The sequence below is a fragment of the Paraburkholderia sp. BCC1885 genome, assembly GCF_900996235.1.
Lineage (GTDB): Bacteria > Pseudomonadota > Gammaproteobacteria > Burkholderiales > Burkholderiaceae > Paraburkholderia.
On record NZ_CAAJGM010000122.1, the window covers coordinates 45,035 to 71,364 of the forward strand.

The following is a 26,330-nucleotide window of genomic DNA, read 5'->3' on the forward strand; positions in this document are numbered from 1 at the left end:
CGCACCGTGCAGCCCGCTTTTGCCTTCTTCATGACTTCAAAGCCTTCCACGCGTTCCGCTTCGCTTTCGCCGCGTCCGCGCGAATCACGCCTGTCGACGCTGCATCTCGCACCCGAGTCGCTGGGCTTTGCGCTCGATTGCGCGGCGCAGGCCGTCGGTGCCGTGCGGCTTGGTTCGGCGCTGCCTGCGGCGCTCCAGGCGGTATTCGTGTCCGCCCCTGAAGGCAGCGCGGCGGCCGCGCGCGGCGCGGTGCAGGACCTCTCGTACCGGACCATGCGCCGTCTGGCCACCGCCGACTGGCTGATCGCGAAGCTGGTCAAAAAGGCTCCGCCGCCGTATGTCGCCAATCTGCTCGCCTGCGCACTGACCTTGCTGGCGGACGCCGAAGAAGACGCCGCCTACGCGCCCTTCACCGTGGTCGACCAGGCCGTCAACGCAATTGCCGCGCGCCGTGAATTCGCCTTCGCGAAGGGTCTTGTCAATGCCGTGCTGCGCAGCTTCCTGCGCGAGCGTGAGGCGCTGCTCAAAGAAGCCCAGGCGGACGAAGTCGCCCGCTGGAACTATCCGGCCTGGTGGATCGACGCGGTACGCAACGCATGGCCCGACAACTGGCAGGACGTGCTCGCCGCCGGCAATACGCAGGGTCCGCTGACGCTGCGTGTCAACGCCCGTCGCTCGACGGTCGACGCCTATCTGCAAGTCCTGCACGATCACCAGATCGACGCCACCCGCGTCGGTGACGACGCTGTGCGCCTCGCCACGCCGATGCCGGTCGACCGCATCCCCGGCTTCGAGGACGGCGTGGTCTCGGTGCAGGACGCCGGCGCGCAACTCGCCGCGCAGTGGCTCGGCGCGCGCGACGGCATGCGCGTGCTGGACGCCTGCGCAGCGCCCGGCGGCAAGACCGGTCATCTGCTCGAACGGGCCAATCTCGAACTCGTCGCGCTGGAAAGCGACGCCACGCGCGCCCGCCGCATCGGCGAAAATCTGCAGCGGCTCGGTCTGACCGCCGAGGTGCGCATCGGCGACGCCGGCGCGCCGGCGAAATGGCACGATGACACGGACCGTCCGTTCGACCGGATCCTCGCCGACGTGCCGTGCTCGGCGTCGGGCATCGTCCGGCGTCATCCGGATATCCGCTGGTTGCGGCGTGCCTCCGACATCCCGGCGCTCGTCGCCGAACAGCGGCGGATTCTGGCGGCCCTTTGGCCGCTCGTGAAGCCAGGCGGCGAGTTGCTTTACGTTACGTGCTCGATCTTTCCCGATGAGGGCGAATTGCAGGCGCAGTGGTTTGGAGACAAGTACCAGGATGCGGTACGATTGGACGCGCCGGGGCAACTGTTGCCCGCAGCGGCCCGCGCGCCTGCCGACGCCTCAGAGGGTTCCCATGCCGGAGCCGACACCGGCACCGGCTCGAACCCAGACCACGACGGATTTTTCTACGCGCGCTTTCAGAAACGGTGACAATCAAACGCTTCTTTCCGCTTCGGCTCGTGGCCGTGCTCTGGATTGTGCTGGCCTTTTGGCTAGGCGCGCCGGGCGCGGCGCATGCCGATTCGATCGCGGTACAGCGCGCGTCGCTGCAGTCGGACGGCGGCGGCTGGAGTCTCGATGCGCGGTTTGATTTCGAGCTGAACAGCAATCTCGAAGACGCCGTCAACAAAGGGATTCCGCTCTACTTCACCACCGATTTCGAGTTGAGCCGGCCGCGCTGGTATTGGTTCGACGAGCAACCGGTGAGCGTGTCGCAGAGCATCCGCCTATCGTTTCAGCCTCTGACGCGCGAATATCGCGTATCGACGGGCGGCTTGCAACTCGGCTTCAGCACCCTGAAAGAGGCGCTCGCGGTGATCCAGCACGTCACGTCGTGGCATGTGATCGACCGCAATCAGGTGCAGAACGGCGAAACCTATACCGCCTCCGTGCGCATGCAGCTCGACATCGCACTGATGCCCAAGCCATTCCAGATCGACGCGGTGAACAACCGCGACTGGAATCTCTCTTCCGACTGGAAGCGTTTCACTTTCACGGTGACCGAACGTGCTAAATAAAGTACGCGGCACCACCAGCGTCAGCAGCATCGTCGTGCGCGTGCTGGTGTCGACGGTGGCGGTCACGGCCGTCCTGCTGCTGGTGTTGCTCGCTGCGGCGAGCGCGAACACCGAGTTCTTCGACCGTTACTATCAATGGTTATACGCGGCCAATGTCGTAGTCGCGCTGATCTTCCTGATGGTCGTGACGGCGCTCGTCCTGATCATCATCTACCGGTTGCGCAAGGGTAAATTCGGCACGCGTCTGCTCGCGAAGCTGGCGTTTTTCATGGCGCTGGTGGGCGTGGTGCCGGGCGGCATCATCTATATCGTGTCGTACCAGTTCGTCTCGCGCAGCATCGAGTCGTGGTTCGACGTGAATGTCGAGACCGCGCTGACGTCGGGGCTGAACCTCGGGCGCGGCATGCTCGATGCATCGCTGTCGGATCTGCAAACCAAAGGCCGCCTGATGGCCGAGCAACTGGCAAGCGCCGACGCCGCCGGAACGACGCTGACGCTGCTGCGTCTGCGCGACCAGTTCGGCGTGCAGGATGCGACCATCATCGAGCCGGTGCGCAGCATGTCGGGCGCAGCGCCGGACATGCACGTGGTGGCGGAGGCCTCGGGCAACTACGTGACGCTCGTCCCCAACGACTTGCCGACGCCGTTGATGATCGACCAGGCGCGCGGCCGCGGCTTTGCCGCCATCGAAGGCGAGGTGGACGGCGATCCGAACGCCAACGGCGGCAAGGGCGTGTTGCGGCTGCGCATCGTGCAGCGCATTCCGGATTCGAACGCGTCCTTGCTGCAACCTGCGGAGCGCTTCCTGCAATTGACGCAACCGGTCTCGCCCACGCTCGCCCGCAATGCCGACGCGGTGCAGCGCGCGTATCGCGAGTACCAGGAAAAGGCGCTCGGCCGTACCGGCCTGCGCAAGATGTACATCGGCACGCTGACGCTGGCTCTGTTCCTCGCCACCTTCATTGCAATGATGCTGGCGCTCGCGCTCGGCAACCAGTTGGCGCGGCCGCTGTTCCTGCTCGCGCAGGGCACGAAGGAAGTGACCGAGGGCGACTACACGCCAAAACGCGAAATCAAGTCGCGTGACGAACTGGGCTTCCTGACGCAATCGTTCAATGCGATGACGCGGCAGCTTTCCGAGGCGCGCGCGGCGGTGGAGAACAACCGCATTGCGCTGGAACATTCGAAGGCCTATCTGGAAAGCATTCTCGCCAACCTGACCGCCGGCGTGTTCGTGTTCGACCGGCAGTTCCGGCTCACCACGGCCAATCGCGGCGCGGAGCGGATTTTCCGCCAGCCGTTCCAGTCGGCGCTGGGTGCCGCGCTCGACCGCATCACCGTGCTGAGCGATTTCGGCGCGATGGTGCGCAAGGCCTTCGCCGACCGCGAGGCCGCGAGCGGCGACGGTCACGACGACCGCGGTCACTGGCAGCAGCAGTTCTCCGTGCAGGTGCCCGGCGAAACCGAACCGCTGACGCTGCTGGTGCGCGGCGCGCGCCTCGTCTCGGCCACGGATCGCGACGCCGAAGACATGCAGACCTCCGGCTACGTGGTGGTGTTCGACGATATCTCCGACGTGATCTCGGCGCAGCGCTCGATCGCCTGGGGTGAAGTGGCGCGGCGTCTCGCGCATGAGATCAAGAATCCGCTCACGCCAATCCAGCTATCGGCCGAGCGTCTGCAGATGAAACTGGCCGACAAGCTCACACCGTCCGACGCCGACGTGCTCAAGCGCGGCGCCACCACCATCGTCAATCAGGTGGCGGCGATGAAGCAGATGGTGGACAGCTTCCGCGACTACGCGCGCACGCCGCCGGCGGTGCTCGCCAATCTGCAGTTAAACGAACTGGTGAGCGAAGTGCTCACGCTATACGGCATCGAAGAGGGCAAGAGTGCGATTCGCGTGGAGCTCGCCACGCTGCCGGTGATCCGCGGCGACGCGACGCAATTGCGCCAGGTGATCCACAACCTGCTGCAGAATGCACAGGATGCCGTGGCCGAAGTGGCCCAGCCGCGTGTGCTGCTGGAGACGAGGACAGTAGAATATGGCGATCCCGACGCGGAAGGCAAAGTGCGCGTCGCGGTGCGTCTGACCGTATCGGATAACGGACCGGGCTTCCCCGCACGCATTCTGACGCGTGCATTCGAACCTTACGTGACGACCAAGGCCAAAGGGACAGGGCTCGGTCTGGCGATGGTCAAGAAGATCGTCGACGAACATGGCGCGCGTATCGACATTCGCAACCGTCTCAAAGCGGGCGATGTGATCGAGGGCGCGCAGATTTCGATCCTCTTTCTTCAATTGGCAGACGACGATGCAGCGGCACCTGGAGCAGGGCCGCGAGCGGCGCATGGCAGCGCGTCGCAGGGAACGACAAAAGCAACAGTGCAGACAAGGGCAGCGTAAATGGCAACCATCCTGGTGGTAGATGATGAAATGGGCATCCGGGAATTGCTCTCGGAGATCCTGAGCGACGAAGGGCATGTCGTGGAGGCCGCGGAGAACGCGCAGGAAGCGCGCGAGTTCCGGCAGCGCCAGGCGCCTGACCTGGTGCTGCTCGACATCTGGATGCCGGACACCGATGGCGTCACGCTGCTCAAGGAGTGGGCCGCGCAGGGTCAACTGACGATGCCGGTGATCATGATGTCCGGCCACGCCACCATCGATACGGCAGTCGAAGCGACCAAGATCGGCGCACTCAATTTCCTCGAGAAACCGATCGCGTTGCAGAAGCTGCTGAAGGCGGTCGAACAAGGGCTCGCGCGCGGTAATCCGGCCGCGCCGGCAGCGCCGGGCGCCGCGCCGAAACCGGCGGCGCCGGTGAGCTCGTCGGTGGTGGCATCGGCCGCTTCGTTGCCGATGCTGAATAACGAAGGCATCGGCAGTGGCGCGCTGGCCGCGCAGACGGCGTCGATTTCGTTCGACATTCCGTTGCGCGACGCGCGCGACGCCTTCGAGCGCGCGTACTTCGAGTATCACCTCGCGCGCGAGAACGGCAGCATGACGCGCGTGGCCGAAAAGACGGGACTCGAACGCACGCATCTGTATCGCAAGCTGAAGCAGCTCGGCGTCGATCTCGGCAAGAACAAAGGGGAGTAACGCGGCAGTGAAATGAGGCGCACGGCCTGCCCATCAGGCTCGCGCTTCTGGCCCGCAAAAAATTTTGGGAAGAGGGCTTGAGCAGTCTAAAACCCTTTGTTATACTCTCGCTTCTTCGTTGGCCCGGTAGCTCAGTTGGTAGAGCAGCGGATTGAAAATCCGCGTGTCGATGGTTCGATTCCGTCCCAGGCCACCAGGATTCAGCCCCAGGAACTCGCAAGATTCCTGGGGCTTTTCCTTTTCTGACGAGTGTCGGACAACGCGATTGGGTCGGCGCTGGCAGTCTCGTGCACGCGGGCCGCGTCGCGGCGGCAATCGGCGTCACATGATAAAATCGCGCCAGTTCAAGGACTTGCCGCGTTCGCCTGACAAGTCCTTTGTCGTTTTTCAGGGTGAGCGCCGGGTGTTGTTCCGGCGTCGTTGCATCGCACACGAACCCCTGCGCCCGACGATCAGCGGTATAACCGCCAGCGACTCTGCACGCAGATGGCGCGGCCTATACTGCTTGAGCCGGCTGTCACGCCGGTACGCGTCGCGCCGCGTTACTGCATGGCGCACAGCGCGCCGCGCGACGTGGCATTCATCATTCACGGAGTTTCACGGTGATCCGCAAAGACGCTAAGAGTAGCGCTCTGGTGCTGTTTTCCGGCGGTCAGGACTCGGCCACGTGCCTCGCCTGGGCGCTCGAACGATACGAAACGGTCGAGACACTCGGCTTCGACTACGGGCAGCGGCACCGGGTCGAACTGGAGTGCCGTGAGGGCTTTCGCGACGCTGTCGTTCAGGCCGTGCCGGCATGGGCCGGGCGCCTTGGCGACGACCACATGATCGACCTGTCGGTGCTCGGCTCGATCAGCGATACCGCCATGACGCGTGAGATCCAGATCGAAGCCGCGGCCAACGGCTTGCCGAACACCTTCGTGCCGGGCCGCAACCTGATGTTCATGACCATCGCCGCGGCGATTGCTTATCGGCGCGGTTTGCAGGTGCTGGTGGGCGGCATGTGCGAGACGGACTTTTCGGGCTACCCCGACTGCCGCGACGACACCATGAAGGCGCTGCAGGTGGCGCTCAATCTCGGCATGGACCAGCGCTTTCTGCTGGAAACGCCGCTGATGTGGCTCGACAAGGCCGATACGTGGCGCCTCGCGCACGAGCTGGGCGGCGAAGCGCTGGTCGAGCTGATTCGCGTCGAAACGCATACCTGCTATCTCGGCGAGCGCGCCGAGTTGCACGCGTGGGGTTTCGGCTGCGGCGAATGTCCGGCGTGCCGCTTGCGCAAGCGCGGCTACGAGGCGTATCTGGCGGGCGAGCAGGTTACGGAAGCACCGGTTTGATCAACGTTGCGTTTGCCCCGGTGCTCAATGAGTCGCGCGGCAACGGCAACCCTCTTAATCAGGCGCCTCGCGGCGCCAGGCAGAAAGCAGCATGACTTACGCGGTCAAGGAAATCTTCTACACATTGCAGGGCGAAGGCGCGAATGCCGGTCGCCCGGCGGTGTTTTGCCGGTTCGCCGGCTGCAATCTGTGGTCGGGCCGCGAGGAAGACCGCGCCGAGGCGGTGTGCCGCTTCTGCGATACGGATTTTGTCGGCACGGACGGCGAGAACGGCGGCAAGTACCGCACGGCCGCAGAACTGGTGGCGATAATCGCTTCGCAGTGGCCGGCAGGCGAAGGCGAGCGGTTTGTCGTCTGCACCGGCGGCGAGCCGATGTTGCAGATGGATCAGCCTTTCGTCGACGCGTTGCATGCGGCCGGTTTTGAGATCGCCATCGAGACCAACGGCTCGCTGCCGGTGCTCGAGACCATCGACTGGATCTGCGTGAGCCCGAAAGCCGACGCGCCGCTGGTGGTCACCAAAGGCAACGAACTGAAAGTCGTGATCCCGCAGGAAAACCAGCGCTTGTCCGAATACGCGGCGCTCGACTTCGAATATTTCCTCGTCCAGCCTATGGACGGCCCGTCACGCGACATCAACACCAAACTCGCGATCGACTGGTGCAAACGCCATCCGCAATGGCGCCTGTCGATGCAGACCCACAAGTATCTGAACATTCCCTGATTCGCCGTGCTGACGATTACCCGAAAACTCGAATTCGACGCGGGCCACCGCATCCCCGATCACCGTAGCCAGTGCCGCAATCTGCACGGGCATCGCTATGTGCTCGAAATCACGCTGCAAGGCGACCTGGTCGAAACGGAAGGCGCCCCGGATCGCGGCATGGTGATGGACTTCGCGGACGTGAAGTCGCTCGCCGTCGACCATCTGATCGACAAGTGGGATCACGCGTTTCTCGTCTTCGAAGGCGACACGCAGGTGCGCGGCTTTCTGGATTCGATGCCCGGCCACAAGACGGTCGTGCTCGATCGCATCCCTACCGTGGAAAATCTCGCGGCGGTCGCCTTCGACCTGCTCGCGAATGTCTACGACGCCCACTACGGCGTGAATCTGCGGCTTCACAAGGTGCGTCTTTACGAGACGCCGAATTGCTGGGCCGACGTGGTCCGCGACTGAGCTCAGCGGCCGCGTTATTGTCACGGTATGATCGTTTCGATAACCACTCGGAGCGAGACATGCCGGTCACCGCACTGCAAGGCGGGCTAGACGCCCGCGACGTCGGCCTTCTCTCCCGTGCTTCAGGCGACGTTGTGCGTTGCCGCGGAGTGCGGCGATGAGCACTTTCACGAATCCCCTCAAACAACGTCTCCGGGAAGCTGAGCCGCTTCTCGGACTATGGCTCTCGCTTGGCTGCGATACCGCGGCCGAGGCGCTCGCGCACGCCGGTTTCGACTGGCTGCTGATCGACATGGAGCATGCGCCGATCGACAGCGCCGACGTCACCAGCCAGCTGCGCGCGATTGCTGCGGCGCACCTGCCGAGCGAGCCGGTGGTGCGCGTGCCGGCGAGCGAAGGCTGGCTCGTCAAGCGCGTGCTCGACGCGGGCGCGCGCACGGTGATGTTCCCGGGCATCGAATCCGCCGAAGAAGCGGCGCATGCCGTGCGCCTCACGCAATATCCGACGCCCGAGGCGCTCGACGGCCTGCGCGGCGTGGCGGGCGCGGTGCGCGCCGGTTCCTACGGCATGCGGCGCGACTACGTGCAGACGGCCAACGCGCAGATTGCGACGATCGTGCAGATCGAATCCGCGGCGGCCGCGCATGATGTCGAAAGGATCGCGGCGACGCCCGGCGTCGATTGCCTGTTCATCGGCCCGGCGGACCTTGCCGCGAGCCTTGGCCATCTGGGCGACTCGAAGCACCCGGAGGTACAGGCGGCGATGAGCCACGTCGTCGCAGCGGCCAGCAATGCGGGCATTGCGGCCGGCATTTTTGCCATGGATGCCGCCGGCGCGCGACAGCATCGCGAGGCCGGTTTTCGTTTTATCGCGCTGGCAACCGACGTCATGTGGCTGCTTCGCGCCACGCGTCAGGCGCTGCAGGAGGTCAGGTCATGAAGAGTGTGTCACAGTTCGTCGTCCGGGTTGCGGTGGGCGTCACTGCGTGCGCGGCGTTCGCGGTTTCCGCAGCGGCGTTGAATGCGCAGGACAAACCGTCTCAGTCGGACCCGGAGACGCAGACGGCGGTCGCCGACTACAACGCGGGCAATTTCGGCCCCGCGCTCAGCGAATTCCGTAAGGCGGCCCAGCATGGCAGCCGTCTCGCCGAGTTCAATTACGCGATGATGCTGCTCAACGGCGAAGGCACGCCGGCCAATGTCGATGAAGGCAAGAAGTGGCTGCGCAAGGCCGCCGACGCCAACATGTCGCACGCGCAATACGTGTACGGCAAGATGTACGACGATGGCGAGTTCGTGGGCCGCGATCCGGCCGAGGCGCATCGCTGGTTCCTGAAGGCGGCGCAGCAGGGTCACGTTCAGGCCGAACTGGCGCTGGCGAACCAGTTTCTGGATGGACGCGGCACGGCGCGCGATAATCGTCAGGCGTTCGTCTGGTACAAAAAGGCTGCGCAAGGCGGCGACATGACCGCGCAATACGTGGCCGGCTCGTTCTACGAGCGCGGCGGCGACGGCGTCGACAAGAACCTGAACGTGGCGCGCGCTTACTATGCGGCCGCGGCGGCCCAGGGTGATCCGGCGGCCAAGCTGAAGTATCTGCAACTGAGCGCGCAGTTGCGTGACGAGCACGAGGTGAAGCCGCAGTAACGGAGGGGATTCGGCCTTTGAAAGGCCGCCAGACGAAAGGGGCGCAGTTCAACGTGCGCCCCTTTTCCTTTAGCTCTGCATTAACTCTGCATCAACTCTGCATGAGCCGCTTCTGCCGCCCGACGCTCATGATCAGGCCCGTCGCGACGCCGAGCGTAATCAGCGCCGTGCCTCCATAACTCATGAATGGCAACGGCACGCCGACCACCGGCAAGATCCCGCTCACCATGCCGATATTGACGAACGCGTAGGTGAAAAAGGCCATGGTCAGCGAGCCGGCCAATAATCGGCCAAAGAGGGTCGCCCCGTTCGCGGCGATATAGAGCCCGCGTGCTATCAGGCACATATACAGGAACAGCAGCACCACCCCGCCGGCGAGCCCGAACTCCTCGGAAAACACCGCGAAAATAAAGTCGGTGTGCTTCTCGGGGATGAATTCCAGGTGAGCCTGGGTGCCCTTCAGCCAGCCCTTGCCGAGCGGACCGCCGGAGCCGATCGCAATCACCGCCTGGATGGTGTGGAAGCCCTTGCCGAGCGGATCGGACGTGGGGTCGAGCAAGGTGCAGATACGGTGCTTCTGGTAATCGTGCATCAGAGGCCACTGCACTTCGGGCTGACAGATCTTGTCCTGAAACACCGCAATCGAAGTGACCGCAATCGCCGCCGCCGCCAGCACCGGCACGATCAGTTTGAAACTCAGGCCCGCGAAATAGATGACGAACAGACCTGCTGCGAATACCAGCACCGCCGTGCCGAGGTCCGGCTGCTTCGCGATCAGTCCGACCGGCACGGCGAGAATGACGAGGCCCACCAGAAAGTCGTACCAGCGCATCACGCCTTCGCGGCGCTGGTAGTACCACGCCAGCATCAGCGGCGTGGCGATCTTCATGATCTCCGACGGCTGGATCACCACGCCGACGTTGATCCAGCGCTTGGCCCCTTTGCGCGTGAGGCCGAATAGCGCCACCGCCACCAGCAGCGCGACGCCGAAGGTATAGAGCGGCACCGCGAAGCGCATCAGCGTGGTGGGCGGGACATTGGCGAGCGCCCACATCAGCACGAAGGTCAGCATGATGTTGCGCAACTGGTCTTCTACCTTGCCCGGCATGTCGAGCGTGGCGCTGTAGAGCGTGACGATGCCGACGCACATCAGCAGAAACACCGCCAGCGCGAGCGGGCGGTCGAAGCCGATGAACATCTTCTTGATGCGATCGAGCCAGGCGCGCTTGTCGATTTGCATGCCTTTCTCCTTACTCGTCGATGCCGCCGGAAACCGGCTGGCGGGGTGACGCGGGCTGAATGCTGTCGTCGCGCGACGGCGCAGCGGCGGTGGGCGCCGCGTCGCTGGCCGGACGCGGATGGCGTGGAGCGGATTTGCGCGGCGCGGGGGTTTTCTCCGGCGCCGAGGCAGGGTCGGCCTGCACGGTGGTGGCGACGACGGGAGCCGAAGCGTCGCCGGTCGTAGCCGCCTTGTTGGTGTGCGGCGTGGTTGCCCTGGCCGCCGCCGCTGGTTTCGCGTCCGGCGCTGCCACGACAGGACCGGTGGGCGCCGCAGGCACAGGCGCCGCGTCCGAAGCAGCCGACGCCGGAGCCGGAGCCGATGCGCCGGCCGCATTCGACGCCGCGCCCGGCATCGGCAACGCGGTAAAACCCGCCGCGACCGATGCCGGCTGCGTGATCTCGACCGCGGACGCCGCCGGCGTCGTCGGCGCTACGCCGATCACCGGCGCCGATGATTCGGTAGTGGCCGATGCCGCCGCCGCAACCGCCGCCGCTTCCGCGCCCGGCTTCTGCCGGTCGACGAGGTAGTAGTCGAGCACATGGCGCGCGATCGGGCCGGCCGCTTCCGCGCCCCAGCCGCCGTTTTCGACGATCAGCGCGAGCGCGATCTTCGGATTCTCCGCCGGCGCAAACGCGATGAAGAGCGCGTGGTCGCGCAGGTTTTCGGCCACCGCGTGACCCTTGTAGTTGGCGCCCTGCAGCGAATACACCTGAGCCGTACCGGTCTTGCCGGCCGCCTGATACGGCGCGCCAATGAAGAGCTTCGACGCCGTGCCGTTGGTGACCACGCCGACCATCGCCCGCTTGATGATGTCGATATCCGACTGCGCGACGTTGATGCGGCCGTCGTCCTTCGGCACGGTCAGGCGTGTGTCCTTGGTGATCGGATTTTCGATTTCCTTCACCAGGTGAGGCTTCATCACGACGCCGTTGTTGGCGAGCGTGGCGACCGCGTGCGCAAGCTGCAGGATGGTGAACGAGTTGTAGCCCTGGCCGATGCCGAGGCTGATGGTCTCGCCCTCGTACCAGCGCTGCTGTTCGGGCTTGCGGTAGGCCTTGCGCTTCCATTCGGTGGACGGCAGGATGCCCCTCGCCTCGCCGGCAATGTCGATGCCGGTGATCTGGCCGAAGCCCCACGGCTTCATGAAGTTGGCGATATTGTTGACGCCGAGGTCATGGGCAAGCATGTAGAAGTACGTGTCGTTCGACACCACGATGGCGCGGTTCATGTCCACCCAGCCCTGACCCGAGCGCACGTCGTTGCGGAACGTGTGGCCGCCGAACGTATAGAAGCCTGGATCCTGGAAGCCCCAGCCGGGCGTGCGCTTATGCAGCGTCAGCGCGGCGAGCGCCATGAACGGCTTGTACGTCGAGCCGGGCGGATAGGTGCCGTGCAGCGGGCGGTTCAGCAACGGGTGGTCGGGCGAGTTGTTCAGATCGTCCCAGGTCTGCTGGTCGATGCCGTCAACGAACGAATTCGGATCGAAGCTCGGCGCCGACACGAACGCGAGCACGTCGCCGCTCGACGGTTCGATTGCCACCAGCGCGCCGCGCTTGCCCGCGAAGGCCTGTTCGGCGACCTGCTGCAAACCGATGTCGAGCGACAGCACGAGGTTGTTGCCCGGCGTCGCCTGAGTACGCGACAAGGTCCGCACGGGCCGGCCGCCGGCCGTCACTTCGACTTCCTCGAAGCCGGTCTGGCCGTGCAGTTCCGTCTCGTAGCTTTGCTCCACGCCGATCTTGCCGATGTAGTCGGTGCCCTTGTAGTTGTTGGCGTCGAGGCGCGGATCGTAGTGATCGGGATCGCTGTCGTTCTGGTCGCTGGCTTCGTCGATGCGGTCCTGATCGCGCTGCGAAATCCGCCCGATATAGCCGATCACGTGCGCCGCCGTCGGCCCCAGCGGATACTGACGGAACAGCCGCGCGCGCACTTCGACGCCGGGAAAGCGGAAGCGCTGCGCCGTGAAGCGCGCGACTTCGTCGTCGGTGAGGCGAGTGCGGATCGGCAGGCTCTCGAAGTTCTTCGAGTCCTCCTGCAGCTTCTTGAAGTTGCGCCGGTCGCGCGCGTCGATGGTGATGACGGTCGCGAGGTTGTCGATCACGTTGTCGAGCGTGTCGTTGAGCTTCGAAGGCGTGATTTCCAGCGTGTAGGCGGAGTAGTTCTTTGCCAGCACGACGCCGTTACGGTCCGTGATGATGCCGCGGTTGGGCACGATGGGCGCCACCGAGATGCGGTTCTCGTCGGCCTGCAGCGAATACTTGCTGTAGTGCCAAACCTGCAGGAACAGGAAACGGAACACGATCAGCCCGAAGCAGACGAACACGAACAGGCCCGCCGCCGCGACCCGCAGACGGAACTTCGAGAGCTGTTGTTGAGTGTCCTTGAATTCGGCTGCCATGCTTTGCTTAAAAGGCCGCGAGGCGGCCGTCATCGTTGAGTGGCCTGCCGGCCGTGGCCGGGAGGCGAGGGCGGTGCGGACCGGGCCATCCGGGAGAGCGCGTGTTTTGCGGCTTCAAGGCGGGGCTCGGTGCGTGCACTGCGCTAAATGGGACGGGTATCGTCCGGGTCCGCCGGACGGCGCTGCGGCATCAGCAGCAGCACGCTTGCAACGGGCCACAGGGCCGCTTCGACGAACCCGTCGATCAGGTAACCCCAGCCGGGAAACGCGGCGCCCATCAGCAGCCGGATCACAAATGGCACCAGTTGCGCGATCACGAACAGCGGCATGACGGCGAAGGTTTGCACGCCCATCGGCATCCACAGGACGCGCCGGTGAATCGTGATCGCGCCGTAGGACAGCAGCGTATACGCCAACGCATGCTCGCCGAGCAGACTGGCATTGTGCACGTCCATCAAAATGCCGAGCAGAAACGCGATGCCCATGCCGACCTTGCGCGGCTGGTGCACGTTCCAGAACAGCAGCACGAGCGCCACGAAGTCAGGCACGCCGATCAGGCGTCCCCACGGCATCAGGTTCAGCAGGAAGCCGGCCGCGAGGCTAAAGGCGATGAAGTACGGATTGACCGGCTGCAGGATGTATTGCGGGCGGTTCATTGATCGCCTCCCTGCGCGGCCGGCGAGCCGGAGGCGGGGCGGCCGGTGGCGGCCCGAATGGCGTTCAGCCGTTCGGCCGCCGCTTTCTTCTCACGGGCCTGCTTCTTCTCGGTGCTCCTGGTTTCCGCGCCCGCGGAAGCCGGCTTTGCTGCGGAGGCCGCGGCGGCCTTGGCGGCTGAGGCCGGAGCTGGTTTAGCCGCCGCGCCTGCGGCTGCCGTGGACGCCGGGGCAGCAGCCTTGGCGTTTTTATCCGTGGACTTCTCGGCGGGTTTCGCGCCCTTCCTCGCCTTCGCTTCTTTCGCCGAACTGGCGGCGTCCGGTTCGTCGGCTGGGCGCGGCGGCACGACGTTCTGATAGTGCAGCACCAGCAATTGCCGCGCGCCGCGCACCGGCGCCACCGGCAGGCACACCACGCGCGCGAAGGCGGTGTCCGCCTGCTTGTCGACACGCACCACCCTGGCCACCGGCAAGCCTGGCGGATAGGTGCCGTCGAGGCCGCTCGTCACGAGTTCGTCGCCGGTCTGCAGGTCTGCGCTGATCGGCACGAAACGCAGGTCGAGCGTGTCGCCCTTCGGTGTGCCGTAAATCACGCTGCGCAGGCCCGTGCGCACCACCTGCACCGGCACGGCCTGGTCCTTGTCGGTCAGCAGCGTGACTTCCGCCTGCATCGGAAACACGCGCGTGACCTGGCCGATCACACCGTCTTCGTTGACGACCGGCGAGCCGTTCTGGATGCCTTGCTGCGTGCCGCGGCCAATGATGACCTTCTGCGTGAACGGGTCGCGCGTGTCGTATTGAATTTCGGCAGGGGTCGATTGTGTGGTCATGCGTTGCGAGAGTTGCAACAGCGAACGCAGATGTTCGTTCTCGGCGGTGACTTCGGAGGCCGTATTGGCTTGCAGCGAGAGTTGCAGGTTTTTCTTGCGCAGCACGTCGTTCTCACCGCGCAGCGTGGCGCCGGTGACAGCCAGATCCGCCGCGCCCACGATGATGTCGCGCGGCACGAGCGCGGCGCGCTGCAGCGGATACAGGCCCGCGCCGAGCACGCCACGGACGATCTCGAGCGTCTTGAAGCGCGCATCCGAAATGAGCAGGGCGAGCGCCAGCAGCACGAAGAAAATCAGCCGTGCGAGTGCGGAAGGGCCTTGCTTGAACAGAGGCGGCGGACTGTATTCCATGGTCGGCGCCGGGGGCGTGAGCGGTTGGTCTGACTTCGGCGCGAAAACGCGCGCTCAGCGCGCGGGGGCTGGCTGAACCAGCCCAGGACAGGCCGCCCCGAACAAGGCTGGCCGTCCGATCCGCGCTGCTGACATGGAGATGGGCTCTCGCTTACTCGTACGAGAAGATGCTGCCGAGCTTGTCCATGCGCTCGAGCGCCATGCCCGAGCCACGCACGACGCACGTCAGCGGATCTTCGGCAACGAGCACCGGCAGGCCGGTTTCTTCGGCGAGCAGACGATCCAGGTCGCGCAGCAGTGCGCCGCCGCCCGTCAACATCATGCCGCGCTCGGCGATGTCGGCGCCGAGTTCCGGCGGCGTTTGTTCAAGCGCGATCTTCACCGACGAGACGATCTGGTTCAGCGGGTCGGTGAGGGCTTCGAGGATTTCGTTGCTGGAGATCGTGAAGCTGCGCGGAATGCCTTCCGACAGGTTGCGGCCCTTCACTTCCATTTCCTTGACTTCCGAGCCCGGGAACGCGGAGCCGATTTCCTTCTTGATGGCTTCAGCGGTTTGCTCGCCGATCAGCATGCCGTAGTTGCGGCGGATGTAGTTGACGATGGCTTCGTCGAACTTGTCGCCGCCGACGCGCACCGAACCCTTGTAGACGATGCCGCCGAGCGAGATCACGCCGACTTCCGTCGTGCCGCCGCCGATGTCCACCACCATCGAGCCGGTGGCTTCCGAAACCGGCAGGCCGGCGCCGATGGCCGCGGCCATCGGTTCTTCGATGAGATAAACCTGCGAGGCGCCGGCGCCGTGAGCCGCTTCCTTGATGGCGCGGCGTTCGACCTGGGTCGAACCGCACGGCACGCAGATGATGATGCGCGGCGACGGCGAGAACATGCGCGATTCGTGAGCTGTCTTGATGAACTGCTTGATCATCTGCTCGGTGACGGTGAAGTCGGCGATCACGCCGTCCTTCATTGGCCGGATGGCCTCGATGTTGCCCGGCACCTTGCCAAGCATCTGCTTGGCTTCCTTGCCGACTGCCTGGATAGTCTTCTTGCCGTTGGGACCGCCTTCCTGGCGGATGGACACCACTGACGGTTCGTCGAGAACGATGCCTTTGCCGCGCATGTAGATGAGCGTGTTGGCGGTTCCGAGGTCAATCGCCAGGTCGTTGGAGAAGTAGCTGCGCAGAAAACCGAACATTCAAAATCCTGTCTCGCTTGGGGCCGTGCCTCGCAAAGAATGCGCAGGGCGGCAGCGGAAAAAATAACAGCTTCAACCGGGCGGATGCTGCGCCACAGAGGCCTGAAGCTGCGAGGGAATCTACCGGAGGCCGGAACAAGGTCGGGCACTTATCTCTGAATCATTTACGGCAAATGATCAGAAAGCCCTTGGTAAGTCGGTCCGGGTTTGGGTCGAACGCGTAATGATACCTTATAATTTTGGATGATTTGAAGGAAACGGATGGCACTTTTTGCCACCGCTGGCCCCTTTTTCGAGGGCCTCCTCCTGTGTCGTAACCCTCTGTTACAGCTTTGTTTTCCGCCCTGTGACAGTTCGCTACATTTTCCGGTGACCGCATGGCTCTGAACCTGACCGATGTTAAGCGCATCGCGCATCTTGCGCGGCTCGAACTGGCCGACGCCGAAGCCGAGCATACGCTTGTCCAGCTCAACGATTTCTTCGGCCTCGTCGAGCAGATGCAGGCTGTCGATACCCGCGGCATTGAACCGCTCGCCCACCCGATCGAGCAGATCGAGGACGTTGCACTGCGTTTGCGCGACGACGCCGTGACCGAAATCGTCCGCCGCGACGATTTCCAGCGTCCCGCGCCAGCAGTGCAGGAGGGTTTGTACCTGGTGCCGAAGGTCATTGAATAAAACACGGGGCCGGTGCGCGAGCCGCTCGCCGCGCTGCCGCCTCCTTCAGGAAAAACGCAATGCATGAAAAAAGCTTGACCGAACTGCGGGCCGCCCTCGCTGCGAAGGAATGCTCGGCAGTCGAACTGGCGCAGCTCTATCTGAAGCGGATCGAAGCGGGCAAGAGCCTGAACGCCTTCATCCAGGTCGACGCCGATCTCACGCTCGAGCAGGCCAAAGCCGCCGACGCGCTGCTGCACACCGGCCACGCCGGCCCGCTGGTCGGCCTGCCGATCGCCCACAAAGACGTGTTCGTGACGCGCGGCTGGCGCTCCACCGCCGGCTCGAAAATGCTCGCCAATTACACGAGCCCGTTCGATGCGACGGTGGTCGAGCGCCTGAATCGCGCCGGCATGGTGTGCGTCGGCAAGACCAACATGGACGAGTTCGCGATGGGCTCGTCCAATGAAAATTCGTACTTCGGCCCGGTGCAGAATCCGTGGGACACGAAGGCGGTGCCGGGCGGCTCGTCCGGCGGCTCCGCAGCGGCCGTGGCCGCGCGTCTTGCGCCCGCTGCGACCGGCACGGACACCGGCGGCTCGATCCGTCAGCCGGCTTCGTTTTCGGGCATTACGGGCATCAAGCCCACCTATGGCCGCGTATCGCGCTACGGCATGATCGCGTTCGCCTCGTCGCTGGATCAGGGCGGCCCGCTCGCGCAAAGCGCCGCGGACTGCGCGCTGCTGCTCAACGCCATGCATGGTTTCGACGAGCGCGATTCGACCAGCCTCGTGCGCGACGATGAAGACTACACGCGCCATCTCGGCCAGAACTGGTCGGCCGACAGCACCGCCAGCGCGGCAGGCAAGCCGCTCGCCGGCCTGCGCATCGGCCTGCCGAAGGAGTACTTCGGCGCCGGCCTCGCGGACGACGTGCGCGCCGCCATCGATGCTGCACTGAAGCAATACGAAGCCCTCGGCGCCACGCTGGTCGAGGTGTCGCTGCCGAAGACCGAGCTGTCGATTCCGGTGTACTACGTGATCGCACCGGCGGAAGCCTCGTCGAACCTGTCGCGTTTTGACGGCGTGCGCTACGGCCACCGTGCCGCCGAGTACCGCGATCTGCTCGACATGTACAAGAAGTCGCGCGCCGAAGGCTTCGGCCCGGAGGTGAAGCGGCGCATTCTGGTGGGCGCTTACGTGCTGTCGCACGGCTATTACGACGCGTATTACCTGCAGGCGCAGAAGATTCGCCGCATCATCGCGCAAGACTTCCAGGAAGCATTCAAGCAGTGCGACGTCATCATGGGGCCGGTGGCGCCGTCGGTGGCGTGGGATCTGGGTGCCAAGGGCGACGATCCGGTGCAGATGTATCTGGCCGACATCTACACGCTGTCGGTGAGCCTCGCCGGTTTGCCGGGCATGAGCGTGCCGTGCGGCTTCGGCGCGGGCACGAATGCGCAGCGTCCGGTCGGACTGCAGATCATCGGCAACTATTTCAACGAAGCCCGCATGCTGCAGGTTGCGGATGCGTTCCAGCGCGCAACCGACTGGCATCGCCAGGCACCGGCAGGAGTGTGAACACATGACCCAACAATGGGAAGTCGTAATAGGTCTCGAGACGCACACGCAACTGTCGACCGTCTCGAAGATTTTCTCGGGGGCCGCCACGCAGTTCGGCGCTGAGCCCAACACGCAGGCGTGCCCCGTGGATCTGGCCTTGCCGGGATCGCTGCCGGTGATGAACCGCGGCGCCGTGCAGCGCGCCATCGAATTCGGTCTTGCGATTGGCGCGACCATCGCGCCGCGCAGCATTTTCGCGCGCAAGAATTATTTCTACCCCGATCTGCCGAAGGGCTATCAGATCAGCCAGTACGAAATTCCGGTGGTGCAGGGCGGCACGGTCACGATCCAGGTGCCGGCCAACGAGAAAACCGGTAAGGAAGCCTACGTCAAGACCATCAATCTGACGCGCGCCCATCTGGAAGAAGACGCGGGCAAGTCGCTGCACGAAGACTTCGCGGGCATGACCGGCATCGACCTGAACCGCGCCGGTACGCCGCTGCTCGAAATCGTCACCGAGCCGGAAATGCGTAGCGCCGCCGAAGCCGTGGCGTATGCGAAGACGCTGCACACGCTCGTCACGTGGCTCGGCATCTGCGATGGCAACATGCAGGAAGGCTCGTTCCGCTGCGACGCGAACGTGTCGGTGCGGCCGGTCGGGCAGGTGGAGTTTGGTACGCGCGCCGAGATCAAGAACCTGAACTCGTTCCGCTTTCTCGAAGAGGCCATTCAGTACGAAGTGCGCCGTCAGATCGAGCTGATCGAAGACGGCGGCACGGTGGTGCAGGAAACGCGTCTCTACGATCCGGACAAGCGCGAAACGCGTTCGATGCGCAGCAAGGAAGACGCACACGATTACCGCTATTTCCCCGACCCAGACCTGATGCCGCTGGTGATCGATCCGGCGTGGGTCGAGGGCGTGAAGGCCGAGATGCCCGAGCTGCCCGTCGCGATCCAGCAGCGTCTCGTGGACCAGTACGGCCTCTCGCCCTACGACGCGGTCGTGCTGACCTCGAGCAAGGCCATGGCCGCGTACTACGAAGCGGTGGTGGCGAAAGCCGGCGCCGCGCAGGCCAAGGTGGCGGCAAACTGGATGATGGGCGAGGTGTCGTCGCTGCTGAACCGCGAAGGTCTCGACATCGCCGACAGCCCGGTCTCCGCGAGCCAGCTTGCGCTGCTGCTGCAACGCATCGCCGACGGTACGATTTCGAACAAGATCGCGAAGGAAATTTTCGTCGCCATCTGGGACGAAAAAGCCACGGACGAAGCCGCCGCCGATCGCATCATCGAAGCGAAGGGCCTCAAGCAGATTTCGGACACCGGCGAACTGGAAGCGATCATCGACGCGGTGCTCGCGGCCAACCAGAAGTCGGTCGAGGAATTCCGCGCCGGCAAGGAAAAGGCGTTCAATGCGCTGATCGGCCAGGCAATGAAGGCCACCAAGGGCAAGGCCAATCCGCAGCAGGTCAATGAACTGCTGAAGAAGAAGCTGTCCTGAACAAACGATGTAACGCGATTGTCGCGGCGCGCGCCTGAGTGAGGCTCGCGCCACGGTTCCGACGGGCTGTTGCCGCACGCAAGTAGGGCAGCGGCCCGTTTCGTTTTGCCGACGCCGAAACCGGGCGGACACTGGAGACACTGCATGGCGAAAAAGCCCGAACTCGACGATTTCCGCGTGCCGTATTTCGACGACGAAAAGAAGATTGCCAAATTCTCGCTCGCCGATTTCGACCCTGCCGCGAAGCCATTTTCGGCGGGTTCGAAAGACGGCGATCGCGAGCGGCTTGCCGAGGTCGGCGCGCGGCTCGACGCGTTGCAGGAATGCCTGCACGCCCAGCGTGTGCAGCGCGTTCTGCTGGTGCTGCAAGGCATGGACACCAGCGGCAAGGACGGCACGGTGCGCGCGGTGTTTCACGAAGTCGATCCGCTCGGCCTGCGCATCGTGCCGTTCAAGGCGCCCACGCCCACCGAGCTCGCGCACGACTTTCTGTGGCGCGTGCATTCGCAGGCCCCGGCCGCCGGCGAGCTGACGGTCTTCAACCGCAGCCACTATGAAGACGTGCTGGTGCCGGTCGTGCTCGGTCAACTGGACAAGAGCGCCTGCGCGCAGCGTTACCGGCAGATCCGCGAATTCGAGGCGCTGCTGGCGGAGAACGGCGCGACCATCATCAAATGCATGCTGCACATTTCGAAGGACGAGCAGCGTGCGCGGCTGCAGGCTCGTATCGACGACCCCACCAAGCACTGGAAATTCGACGTCTCCGACCTGGAGGCGCGCAAGCAATGGGATCAGTATCAAGACGCGTATCACGACGCCCTGGCGGCGACTTCGACGCCTTACGCGCCGTGGTACATCATTCCGGCCGATTCGAAAACCCATCGCAACGTGATGGTGGCCGAGCTGCTGCTGCGAGTTTTCGAAGGTCTGAAGCTCGAATATCCGCCCGCGAAGGAGTCGCTCAAGGGCGTGAAAGTCGAATGACGTGAGCGGCGTTTGTGCTCCGCGCGGAGCCCGAACGCCGGCCATCAATCAACAACCGGTCAATCAAAGGAACGACATGTTGCGTGTGATTACCGCCAACCTGAACGGCATCCGCTCGGCGGCAAAAAAGGGCTTTTTCGAATGGTTTGGTGAACAGAAGGCCGACATTCTGTGCGTGCAGGAAATCAAATGCTCGCAGGACGACATGACCCCCGAGTTTCTCGCGCCGCACAACTTCACCGGCTATTTTCAGCACGCGGTGAAGAAGGGTTATAGCGGCGCGGGGGTCTATACGCGTCACGAGCCGGACGAAGTGGTGATCGGCTTCGGCAGCGAGGAGTTCGATCCGGAAGGACGCTATGTCGAATTGCGCTTTGGCAAGCTGTCGGTGGTGTCGGTGTATGTGCCGTCGGGCTCCAGCGGCGAGGAACGTCAGCAGGCCAAATTCCGCTTCATGGACGAGTTCATGCCGCACCTCGCCGAACTCGGCAAGGAGCGCGAAGTGATCGTGTGCGGCGACGTCAACATCGTCCACAAGGAAATCGACATCAAGAACTGGAAGAGCAACCAGAAGAACTCAGGTTGCCTGCCGGAAGAACGCGCGTGGCTCGACACGCTGTTCGACGAAGTGGGTTATGTGGACGTGTTCCGTACTCTGGATCAACGTCCCGAGCAGTACACGTGGTGGAGCAATCGTGGGCAGGCGTATGCGAAGAACGTCGGGTGGCGGATCGATTATCAGATCGCGACGCCGGGCATTGCCGCCAAGGCGAAGCGCACCGACGTGTTCCGCGACATCAAGTTCAGCGATCACGCGCCGCTGACGGTCGATTACGACCATAAGGTCAAGAAGTAAGCCGCTATCGGGAACGGCCGAGGTGGTTTGCTGCGGCCAAAGGTGCTTCAGGCGGTGCTTCAGTCGCCGCGCACTGGCGCACGCCGGGGGCGGCCGATGCCCGCATAGTCGGGCAACTGGTCCACGGTCTTGCCGATTGCTTTCGCGTACAACTGCAGCATGTCCGGCAGCCGTTTCACGATGTCCTGACGGCGCGCCGGCGTGTACGGATGGACGTAGACATAGCCGTCGCTGCGGTTGCTGTGCGTGGCCGCCGCCAGCTTGTCCCATAGCGTGATCGCGGCGCGTGGATCGTAGCCGGCGCGCGAAGCGATATCGCTGCCGATCACGTCGGCTTCGGTTTCGTCCGTGGGCGTGTATTTCATCTCCAGCAGTTGCGAGCCGATGCCGAGCACCGTGGCGCCCAGATCGGCCAGACCGAATAGCTGCGGAATCGTGCCGGACGAATCGAGTTGCGCCGCCTGCTGCTGGCCGAGCCGCTCGCGGGCGTGCTCGCGCAGCGCGTGTGCGATCTCGTGGCCGAGCAGCATCGCCAGCTCGCTATCGTTCAGATGCACGCGGTCGAGAATGCCGCTGTAGATCACGATCTTGCCGCCCGGCAGACAATACATGCGGATGTCCGGCGAGCGGATCACCGCGATTGCCCACTTCCAGTTCTTCGCCCGCTCGTTCCACTTCAGCGAATACGGAATCAGTTTGTCGACGATCGATTGCACGCGAATCACGCGGGCGTCGGTATCGGGATAAAGGCGGTCGGCGTGTTGCGCGCCGTAGACGATCTGTTCGAATTCCTCGGCGGCCTGGGCTTCCAGTGCCGGCGAAGGAATCAGATTGCGGAACACCGCGTAGCTGCCGAACCGCAGTTGCTGAGGGGGCGGGGTATAGGGCGGCGGACCTTGCGATGCGGCAGGGCTGGAGGTGGCCGTGGGTGCCGCGGCGTTGGGCGCGCTGGTCCCGGCTGTGGGCGCTGCGGGGTTCTTGCCGGAGTTGGCGCCGCTCGTCGCATTCGACGTCGCCCCGGATGGGGTGTCCGCAGGCGCGGCGGCCGGCGCTGATCTGGCTGTCGCCGTACTCGTCGGCGCGGGCGGGGTGGTGGGCGCGCCGGCATTGGTGCTCGCGCTTGCGCCGGTCGGCGCCGTGGGCGCTGCGGCCGCGTAGGCGTCGTTCAAGAGGGGGGGGAGCATACCGCCGGCGAGAGCCAGAACCACTGCAAGCACGCGCACGAACGCCGTATGCAGTGCCGTATGCAGCGCCGCGCGCGTCGCCCGCCGTATCACGTGCCTTGCCAGGCCCGCAACCCGCCGCGGCGCCTCCCAGGCCCCCGCAAGCCGTGCCGCCGAGAGCCCGCTCACGACCGCAACCTCCACGGCGCGATCCGCAGCAACAGCAGCATGCCGGGCAGCGCCAGCGCGGTACAGGCGAGGAAGTAATCGAACCAGCCGATCTGCGCGACCACGAACCCGCTCGCCGCCGATGCCAGGGTGCGCGGCACCGACGCCAGACTCGTAAATAGCGCGAACTGCGTGGCGGTATAACGTGGATCGGTGGTGCTGGCGATGTAAGCGGTGAAGGCCGCCATCGTCAGGCCGGTCGCGAAGGTTTCGAGACCGTAGACGAGCGCGAGCGCCACCGAGCGCGGATCGAGCTGCACGGTCCAGTCGACGCCGAAGACGGCGAGCAGCCTGGTCACCGCCTCGCTCACGAATACGGCGAAATCGTAAATGGCCGTGAGCCCCGGCGACGCCGGCCCCAGGTGCGCGAGCCACGCAAAACCGAGCGTCGACACCATCTGCAGCACGCCGAACACCCACAGCCCGCGGCCGATGCCGATGCGCATCATCCACAATCCGCCGACGATCCCGCCCGCGAGGCTCGCGCCGAACGCGGTGGTCTTGGCGATCACGCCGATCTGCGTGCGCGAATAGCCGATGTCGAGAAAGAACGAGGTCGACAGATTGGTCGCCATCGTGTCGCCGAGCTTGTACAGAAAGATGAAGCCGAGCACGAACAGCGCGCCGCGCCAGCCGTCGCGCAGGATGAACTCGCGGAACGGCTCGACGATCGCTTCACGCAGGTTCTTCGGCGGCGTGCCGTGCACTTCCGGTTCGCGCACCACCAGCGTCATGATCATGCCCGGCACCATGAACGCCGCCGTGACGATGAACACCGTCGTCCACGGCAGATGGTCGGACAAGATCAGCGCCAGTGACCCAGGCACCAGCGCCGCAATTTTGTAAGCGTTGACATGCACCGCGTTGCCCAGACCCTGCTCGGTATCGGTGAGCAGTTCGCGCCGGTAGGCATCGATGGAAATGTCCTGGCTCGCGCCGAAAAACGCCACCAGCGCCGTGAGCGCCGCCACCGTCCAGATTGAATCGCGTGGCGAAACAAAGCCGAGCGTGGCGATCGCGCCCGCCACCAGAATCTGCGTGACCAGCATCCAGCCGCGCCGTCTGCCGGGCCGCCAGCCGGGCAGGCGCGGCACGTAGCGGTCCATCAGCGGGGCCCAGACGAACTTCCACGTGTAGGGAAACTGGATCAGCGCAAACAGGCCGATTTCCTTCAGATTGACGCCCTCGGAGCGCAGCCACGCCTGCACCAGATAGACGAGCGTGAAGAGCGGCAATCCCGACGTGAAGCCGAGAAAGACGCAGATCAGCATGTGCGTGTTGAGAAACGCGCGCCAGCCGGTGTGTTCGACGTGAGCGGTGAGTGCGGGCGCCTCGTGCGGCGGGTTCGACATTTGGGCGAGTGACGTTAGCTTTTTTTGACGCGATAGACCGCAAGACTACCACGCCAGTTCTCGCCCCAGCGCACCGTCTGGCCGCCGTGCAGGACGACGCGGTCGAGAATCTTGATGCCTACCTCGGGCGCCAGCGCCTCGAAATCCTTGATGGTCAGCACACGCACGTTCGGCGTGTTGTGCCACTGATACGGCAGCGATTTCGACACCGGCATGCGCCCGCGCAGCACCGAAATGCGGTGCGCCCAGTAGCCGAAATTCGGAAAGGAGACGATGCATTCCTTGCCGACCCGCACCGTTTCGCGCAGGATCGCAGCGGTCTGATGAATCGTCTGCAGCGTCTGCGAGAGAATGGCGAAGTCGAAACTGCCATCTTCGAACAGGCGCAGGCCGTCTTCCAGATTCTGCTGGATCACGTTGACGCCGTTTTTGGTGGCGGCGAGCACGCCGGCATCGTTGATCTCGATGCCGTAGCCGCAGACTTCGAGTTCCTCGGTCAGCGTCGAGAGCAGCGAGCCGTCGCCGCAGCCCAGATCGAGCACCGTCGCGCGCGGTTCGACCCAGCGGGCGATGGCGCGGAAGTCGGGCCGCAGCGCAAGATAATCGAGAGCGCGCTGGTTCATGCGTTCACCTCGGTGGCAATGCGTTCGTAGTAGGCGCGCATCAGGTTGTGATAGCGCGCGTCGTCGAGCAGGAAGGCGTCGTGGCCGTGCGGCGCGTCGATTTCCGCGTAGGTCACCGTGCGTTTGTGGTCGAGCAGCGCCTTTACCAGTTCGCGCGAGCGGGCCGGCGCGAAACGCCAGTCGGTCGTGAAGCTGGCGATCAGGTATTTTGCCGTCGTATGCGCGACCGCCTTCGTCAGGTCGCCTTCGAAGGCCTTGGCCGGATCGAAGTAGTCGAGCGCGCGGGTGATCAGCAGATAGGTGTTGGCGTCGAAATAATCGGCGAATTTGTCGCCCTGATAGCGCAGGTACGATTCCACTTCGAACTCGACGTCGAAATTGAAGTTGTAGGCATCGAGGGCGCCTTCCGCGCGGCGCAGCGAGCGGCCGAATTTCTCGGCCATGTCGTCGTCCGAGAGATACGTGATGTGGCCGATCATGCGCGCCACGCGCAAGCCGCGTTTCGGTTTCACGCCGTGCGCGTAGTAGTTGCCGCCGTGGAAATCGGGATCGGAGAGGATCGCCGAGCGCGCCACTTCGTTAAAGGCAATGTTCTGCGCGGAGAGCTTCGGCGTGGACGCCACCACGATGCAATGTGCGACACGCTCTGGATACATCATGCTCCACGCGAGCGCCTGCATGCCGCCGAGGCTGCCGCCCATCACCGCGGCGAAACGCTGGATGCCGAATGCGTCGGCGACGCGCGTCTGCGCGTTCACCCAGTCTTCGACGGTCACCACCGGAAAACTCGCGCCATACGGAACGCCCGTGGCCGGGTTGAGGCTCATCGGGCCGGTGGAACCGAAACACGAACCGAGATTGTTCACGCCGATCACGAAGAACTTATTGGTGTCGAGCGGCTTGCCGGGCCCCACCATGTTGTCCCACCAGCCGACGTTCTTCGGGTCGTCCGCGTAGACGCCCGCCACGTGATGCGAGGCGTTGAGCGCGTGACAGACCAGCACGGCATTGCTGCGCGCGGCGTTGAGCGTGCCGTAGGTCTCGACCATCAGGTCGAAACCGGCCAACGAGCTGCCGTTCTGCATGAGCAGCGGCTCGGAGAAATGCATTTTCTGGGGAGCGACGATACCGATCGATTCCATTCATTCCGCCTTCTACAGGGTCGGCTAAATGGGTGTCGGCAAAGCGCGGAGAACGACAATGTGCGCGGCTGACGACCTCTTTAGCCGCATTTATAGTGAACCGCCGGAATAGCTTCCGGCAGGTTCGCGCGCCCGCAATCGAGTCAGCAAATCGGCGCGTCTGTGACCGTTGGTGGCAACAGTCAGGCGCAAAGTATAGCGGAAAATCCGCTGCGGCAACGCCGCGCGGGACGGCGGGGCGGCCG

23 protein-coding genes and 1 tRNA gene are annotated in these 26,330 nt (G+C 64.3%); 15 read left to right on the forward strand and 9 right to left on the reverse strand.

The genetic code is table 11. The annotated features are described in order from the left end of the window. Positions 1-30: 30 nt before the first annotated feature. The 10 genes from rsmB to FQ755_RS13185 all read left to right on the forward strand — a co-directional run bounded on the left by rsmB (position 31) and on the right by FQ755_RS13185 (position 9,312). The gene (gene rsmB, locus FQ755_RS13140; protein ID WP_144154796.1) at positions 31-1,464 is read left to right on the forward strand and encodes a 16S rRNA (cytosine(967)-C(5))-methyltransferase RsmB; all 1,434 of its coding nucleotides are present in this window, start codon (positions 31-33) and stop codon (positions 1,462-1,464) included. Further along, a complete protein-coding gene (locus FQ755_RS13145) occupies positions 1,461-2,051 on the forward strand; it encodes a DUF4390 domain-containing protein (protein ID WP_144154798.1) in 591 nt (196 codons plus the stop codon). The genes rsmB and FQ755_RS13145 overlap by 4 nt, the downstream gene beginning before the upstream one ends. Continuing rightward, the gene (locus FQ755_RS13150; protein WP_144154800.1) at positions 2,041-4,458 is read left to right on the forward strand and encodes a sensor histidine kinase; all 2,418 of its coding nucleotides are present in this window, start codon (positions 2,041-2,043) and stop codon (positions 4,456-4,458) included. Before FQ755_RS13145 ends, FQ755_RS13150 begins: the two co-directional genes overlap by 11 nt. Then, positions 4,459-5,151 carry a response regulator transcription factor EsaR gene (gene esaR, locus FQ755_RS13155; protein ID WP_144154802.1) on the forward strand — a complete coding sequence of 231 codons (693 nt, stop codon included), beginning with the start codon at positions 4,459-4,461 and terminating at the stop codon, positions 5,149-5,151. A gap of 120 nt (positions 5,152-5,271) precedes the next feature. Then, positions 5,272-5,347 (forward strand) — tRNA-Phe (locus FQ755_RS13160). Between the two features lie 406 nt (positions 5,348-5,753). Then, positions 5,754-6,488 (forward strand): 7-cyano-7-deazaguanine synthase QueC, encoded by a 735-nt coding sequence (gene queC / locus FQ755_RS13165; protein ID WP_144154804.1) that lies wholly within the window; start codon positions 5,754-5,756, stop codon positions 6,486-6,488. A 91-nt stretch (positions 6,489-6,579) separates the two neighbouring features. Beyond that, positions 6,580-7,212, forward strand: a complete 633-nt coding sequence (queE, locus tag FQ755_RS13170; RefSeq protein WP_144154806.1) for a 7-carboxy-7-deazaguanine synthase — start codon at positions 6,580-6,582, stop codon at positions 7,210-7,212. Positions 7,213-7,221: 9 nt separating this feature from the next. After that, positions 7,222-7,665: a 6-carboxytetrahydropterin synthase QueD gene (queD, locus tag FQ755_RS13175; protein WP_144154975.1), complete on the forward strand. Its 444-nt coding sequence runs from the start codon at positions 7,222-7,224 to the stop codon at positions 7,663-7,665. A 157-nt stretch (positions 7,666-7,822) separates the two neighbouring features. Then, a complete protein-coding gene (locus FQ755_RS13180; RefSeq protein WP_144154808.1) occupies positions 7,823-8,605 on the forward strand; it encodes an HpcH/HpaI aldolase family protein in 783 nt (260 codons plus the stop codon). Further along, positions 8,602-9,312 carry a tetratricopeptide repeat protein gene (locus FQ755_RS13185; RefSeq protein ID WP_144154810.1) on the forward strand — a complete coding sequence of 237 codons (711 nt, stop codon included), beginning with the start codon at positions 8,602-8,604 and terminating at the stop codon, positions 9,310-9,312. The genes FQ755_RS13180 and FQ755_RS13185 overlap by 4 nt, the downstream gene beginning before the upstream one ends. Before the next feature lie 91 nt (positions 9,313-9,403). On the opposite strand, the gene rodA is transcribed toward FQ755_RS13185, so the two are convergent. The 5 genes from rodA to FQ755_RS13210 form a co-directional block, all read right to left on the reverse strand. Further along, entirely contained in the window at positions 9,404-10,552 is a 1,149-nt protein-coding gene (gene rodA / locus FQ755_RS13190) for a rod shape-determining protein RodA (RefSeq protein WP_144154812.1), read from the reverse strand. A 10-nt stretch (positions 10,553-10,562) separates the two neighbouring features. Then, positions 10,563-12,992 carry a penicillin-binding protein 2 gene (gene mrdA / locus FQ755_RS13195; RefSeq protein ID WP_144154814.1) on the reverse strand — a complete coding sequence of 810 codons (2,430 nt, stop codon included), beginning with the start codon at positions 12,990-12,992 and terminating at the stop codon, positions 10,563-10,565. Between the two features lie 143 nt (positions 12,993-13,135). After that, positions 13,136-13,648: a rod shape-determining protein MreD gene (mreD, locus tag FQ755_RS13200; protein WP_144154816.1), complete on the reverse strand. Its 513-nt coding sequence runs from the start codon at positions 13,646-13,648 to the stop codon at positions 13,136-13,138. After that, the gene (gene mreC / locus FQ755_RS13205) at positions 13,645-14,826 is read right to left on the reverse strand and encodes a rod shape-determining protein MreC (protein WP_144154819.1); all 1,182 of its coding nucleotides are present in this window, start codon (positions 14,824-14,826) and stop codon (positions 13,645-13,647) included. The genes mreD and mreC overlap by 4 nt, the downstream gene beginning before the upstream one ends. Positions 14,827-14,977: 151 nt before the next feature. After that, a complete protein-coding gene (locus FQ755_RS13210; RefSeq protein ID WP_004189550.1) occupies positions 14,978-16,021 on the reverse strand; it encodes a rod shape-determining protein in 1,044 nt (347 codons plus the stop codon). A gap of 377 nt (positions 16,022-16,398) precedes the next feature. On the opposite strand from FQ755_RS13210, the gene gatC reads away from it, so the two are divergent. The 5 genes from gatC to FQ755_RS13235 all read left to right on the forward strand — a co-directional run bounded on the left by gatC (position 16,399) and on the right by FQ755_RS13235 (position 21,577). Continuing rightward, complete coding sequence (gatC, locus tag FQ755_RS13215) at positions 16,399-16,698, forward strand: Asp-tRNA(Asn)/Glu-tRNA(Gln) amidotransferase subunit GatC (protein ID WP_144154821.1); 300 nt, start codon at positions 16,399-16,401, stop codon at positions 16,696-16,698. Between the two features lie 59 nt (positions 16,699-16,757). Continuing rightward, on the forward strand, positions 16,758-18,257 hold the full coding sequence (gene gatA / locus FQ755_RS13220) for an Asp-tRNA(Asn)/Glu-tRNA(Gln) amidotransferase subunit GatA (protein WP_144154823.1): 1,500 nt from the start codon (positions 16,758-16,760) through the stop codon (positions 18,255-18,257). Positions 18,258-18,261: 4 nt separating this feature from the next. Beyond that, entirely contained in the window at positions 18,262-19,737 is a 1,476-nt protein-coding gene (gene gatB / locus FQ755_RS13225) for an Asp-tRNA(Asn)/Glu-tRNA(Gln) amidotransferase subunit GatB (protein ID WP_144154825.1), read from the forward strand. Positions 19,738-19,881: 144 nt separating this feature from the next. Further along, positions 19,882-20,721, forward strand: a complete 840-nt coding sequence (locus tag FQ755_RS13230; RefSeq protein WP_144154827.1) for a PPK2 family polyphosphate kinase — start codon at positions 19,882-19,884, stop codon at positions 20,719-20,721. 76 nt (positions 20,722-20,797) lie between these two features. Further along, positions 20,798-21,577 (forward strand): exodeoxyribonuclease III, encoded by a 780-nt coding sequence (locus FQ755_RS13235; RefSeq protein WP_144154829.1) that lies wholly within the window; start codon positions 20,798-20,800, stop codon positions 21,575-21,577. 59 nt (positions 21,578-21,636) lie between these two features. Here the strand turns inward: FQ755_RS13235 and FQ755_RS13240 are convergent, their stop codons facing one another. From FQ755_RS13240 to FQ755_RS13255, 4 genes are all read right to left on the reverse strand, one after another. Further along, the gene (locus FQ755_RS13240; RefSeq protein WP_144154831.1) at positions 21,637-22,761 is read right to left on the reverse strand and encodes a M48 family metallopeptidase; all 1,125 of its coding nucleotides are present in this window, start codon (positions 22,759-22,761) and stop codon (positions 21,637-21,639) included. A 164-nt stretch (positions 22,762-22,925) separates the two neighbouring features. Next, on the reverse strand, positions 22,926-24,320 hold the full coding sequence (locus tag FQ755_RS13245; protein WP_144154833.1) for an AmpG family muropeptide MFS transporter: 1,395 nt from the start codon (positions 24,318-24,320) through the stop codon (positions 22,926-22,928). 14 nt (positions 24,321-24,334) lie between these two features. Beyond that, positions 24,335-24,943, reverse strand: coding sequence for a methionine biosynthesis protein MetW (metW, locus tag FQ755_RS13250; protein WP_144154835.1), 609 nt, complete (start codon positions 24,941-24,943; stop codon positions 24,335-24,337). After that, positions 24,940-26,085, reverse strand: a complete 1,146-nt coding sequence (locus tag FQ755_RS13255; protein ID WP_144154837.1) for a homoserine O-acetyltransferase — start codon at positions 26,083-26,085, stop codon at positions 24,940-24,942. The genes metW and FQ755_RS13255 overlap by 4 nt, the downstream gene beginning before the upstream one ends. Positions 26,086-26,330 lie beyond the last annotated feature (245 nt).

Coding starts and splice junctions, on each gene's coding strand:
- rsmB (WP_144154796.1), top strand. CDS start 31: ATGACTTCAAAGCCTTCCACGCGTTCCGCTTCGCTTTCGCCGCGTCCG.
- esaR (WP_144154802.1), top strand. CDS start 4,459: ATGGCAACCATCCTGGTGGTAGATGATGAAATGGGCATCCGGGAATTG.
- queE (WP_144154806.1), top strand. CDS start 6,580: ATGACTTACGCGGTCAAGGAAATCTTCTACACATTGCAGGGCGAAGGC.
- FQ755_RS13180 (WP_144154808.1), top strand. CDS start 7,823: ATGAGCACTTTCACGAATCCCCTCAAACAACGTCTCCGGGAAGCTGAG.
- FQ755_RS13185 (WP_144154810.1), top strand. CDS start 8,602: ATGAAGAGTGTGTCACAGTTCGTCGTCCGGGTTGCGGTGGGCGTCACT.
- rodA (WP_144154812.1), bottom strand. CDS start 10,552: ATGCAAATCGACAAGCGCGCCTGGCTCGATCGCATCAAGAAGATGTTC.
- mrdA (WP_144154814.1), bottom strand. CDS start 12,992: ATGGCAGCCGAATTCAAGGACACTCAACAACAGCTCTCGAAGTTCCGT.
- mreD (WP_144154816.1), bottom strand. CDS start 13,648: ATGAACCGCCCGCAATACATCCTGCAGCCGGTCAATCCGTACTTCATC.
- mreC (WP_144154819.1), bottom strand. CDS start 14,826: ATGGAATACAGTCCGCCGCCTCTGTTCAAGCAAGGCCCTTCCGCACTC.
- FQ755_RS13210 (WP_004189550.1), bottom strand. CDS start 16,021: ATGTTCGGTTTTCTGCGCAGCTACTTCTCCAACGACCTGGCGATTGAC.
- gatC (WP_144154821.1), top strand. CDS start 16,399: ATGGCTCTGAACCTGACCGATGTTAAGCGCATCGCGCATCTTGCGCGG.
- gatA (WP_144154823.1), top strand. CDS start 16,758: ATGCATGAAAAAAGCTTGACCGAACTGCGGGCCGCCCTCGCTGCGAAG.
- gatB (WP_144154825.1), top strand. CDS start 18,262: ATGACCCAACAATGGGAAGTCGTAATAGGTCTCGAGACGCACACGCAA.
- FQ755_RS13230 (WP_144154827.1), top strand. CDS start 19,882: ATGGCGAAAAAGCCCGAACTCGACGATTTCCGCGTGCCGTATTTCGAC.
- FQ755_RS13235 (WP_144154829.1), top strand. CDS start 20,798: ATGTTGCGTGTGATTACCGCCAACCTGAACGGCATCCGCTCGGCGGCA.
- FQ755_RS13240 (WP_144154831.1), bottom strand. CDS start 22,761: ATGCTCCCCCCCCTCTTGAACGACGCCTACGCGGCCGCAGCGCCCACG.
- FQ755_RS13245 (WP_144154833.1), bottom strand. CDS start 24,320: ATGTCGAACCCGCCGCACGAGGCGCCCGCACTCACCGCTCACGTCGAA.
- metW (WP_144154835.1), bottom strand. CDS start 24,943: ATGAACCAGCGCGCTCTCGATTATCTTGCGCTGCGGCCCGACTTCCGC.
- FQ755_RS13255 (WP_144154837.1), bottom strand. CDS start 26,085: ATGGAATCGATCGGTATCGTCGCTCCCCAGAAAATGCATTTCTCCGAG.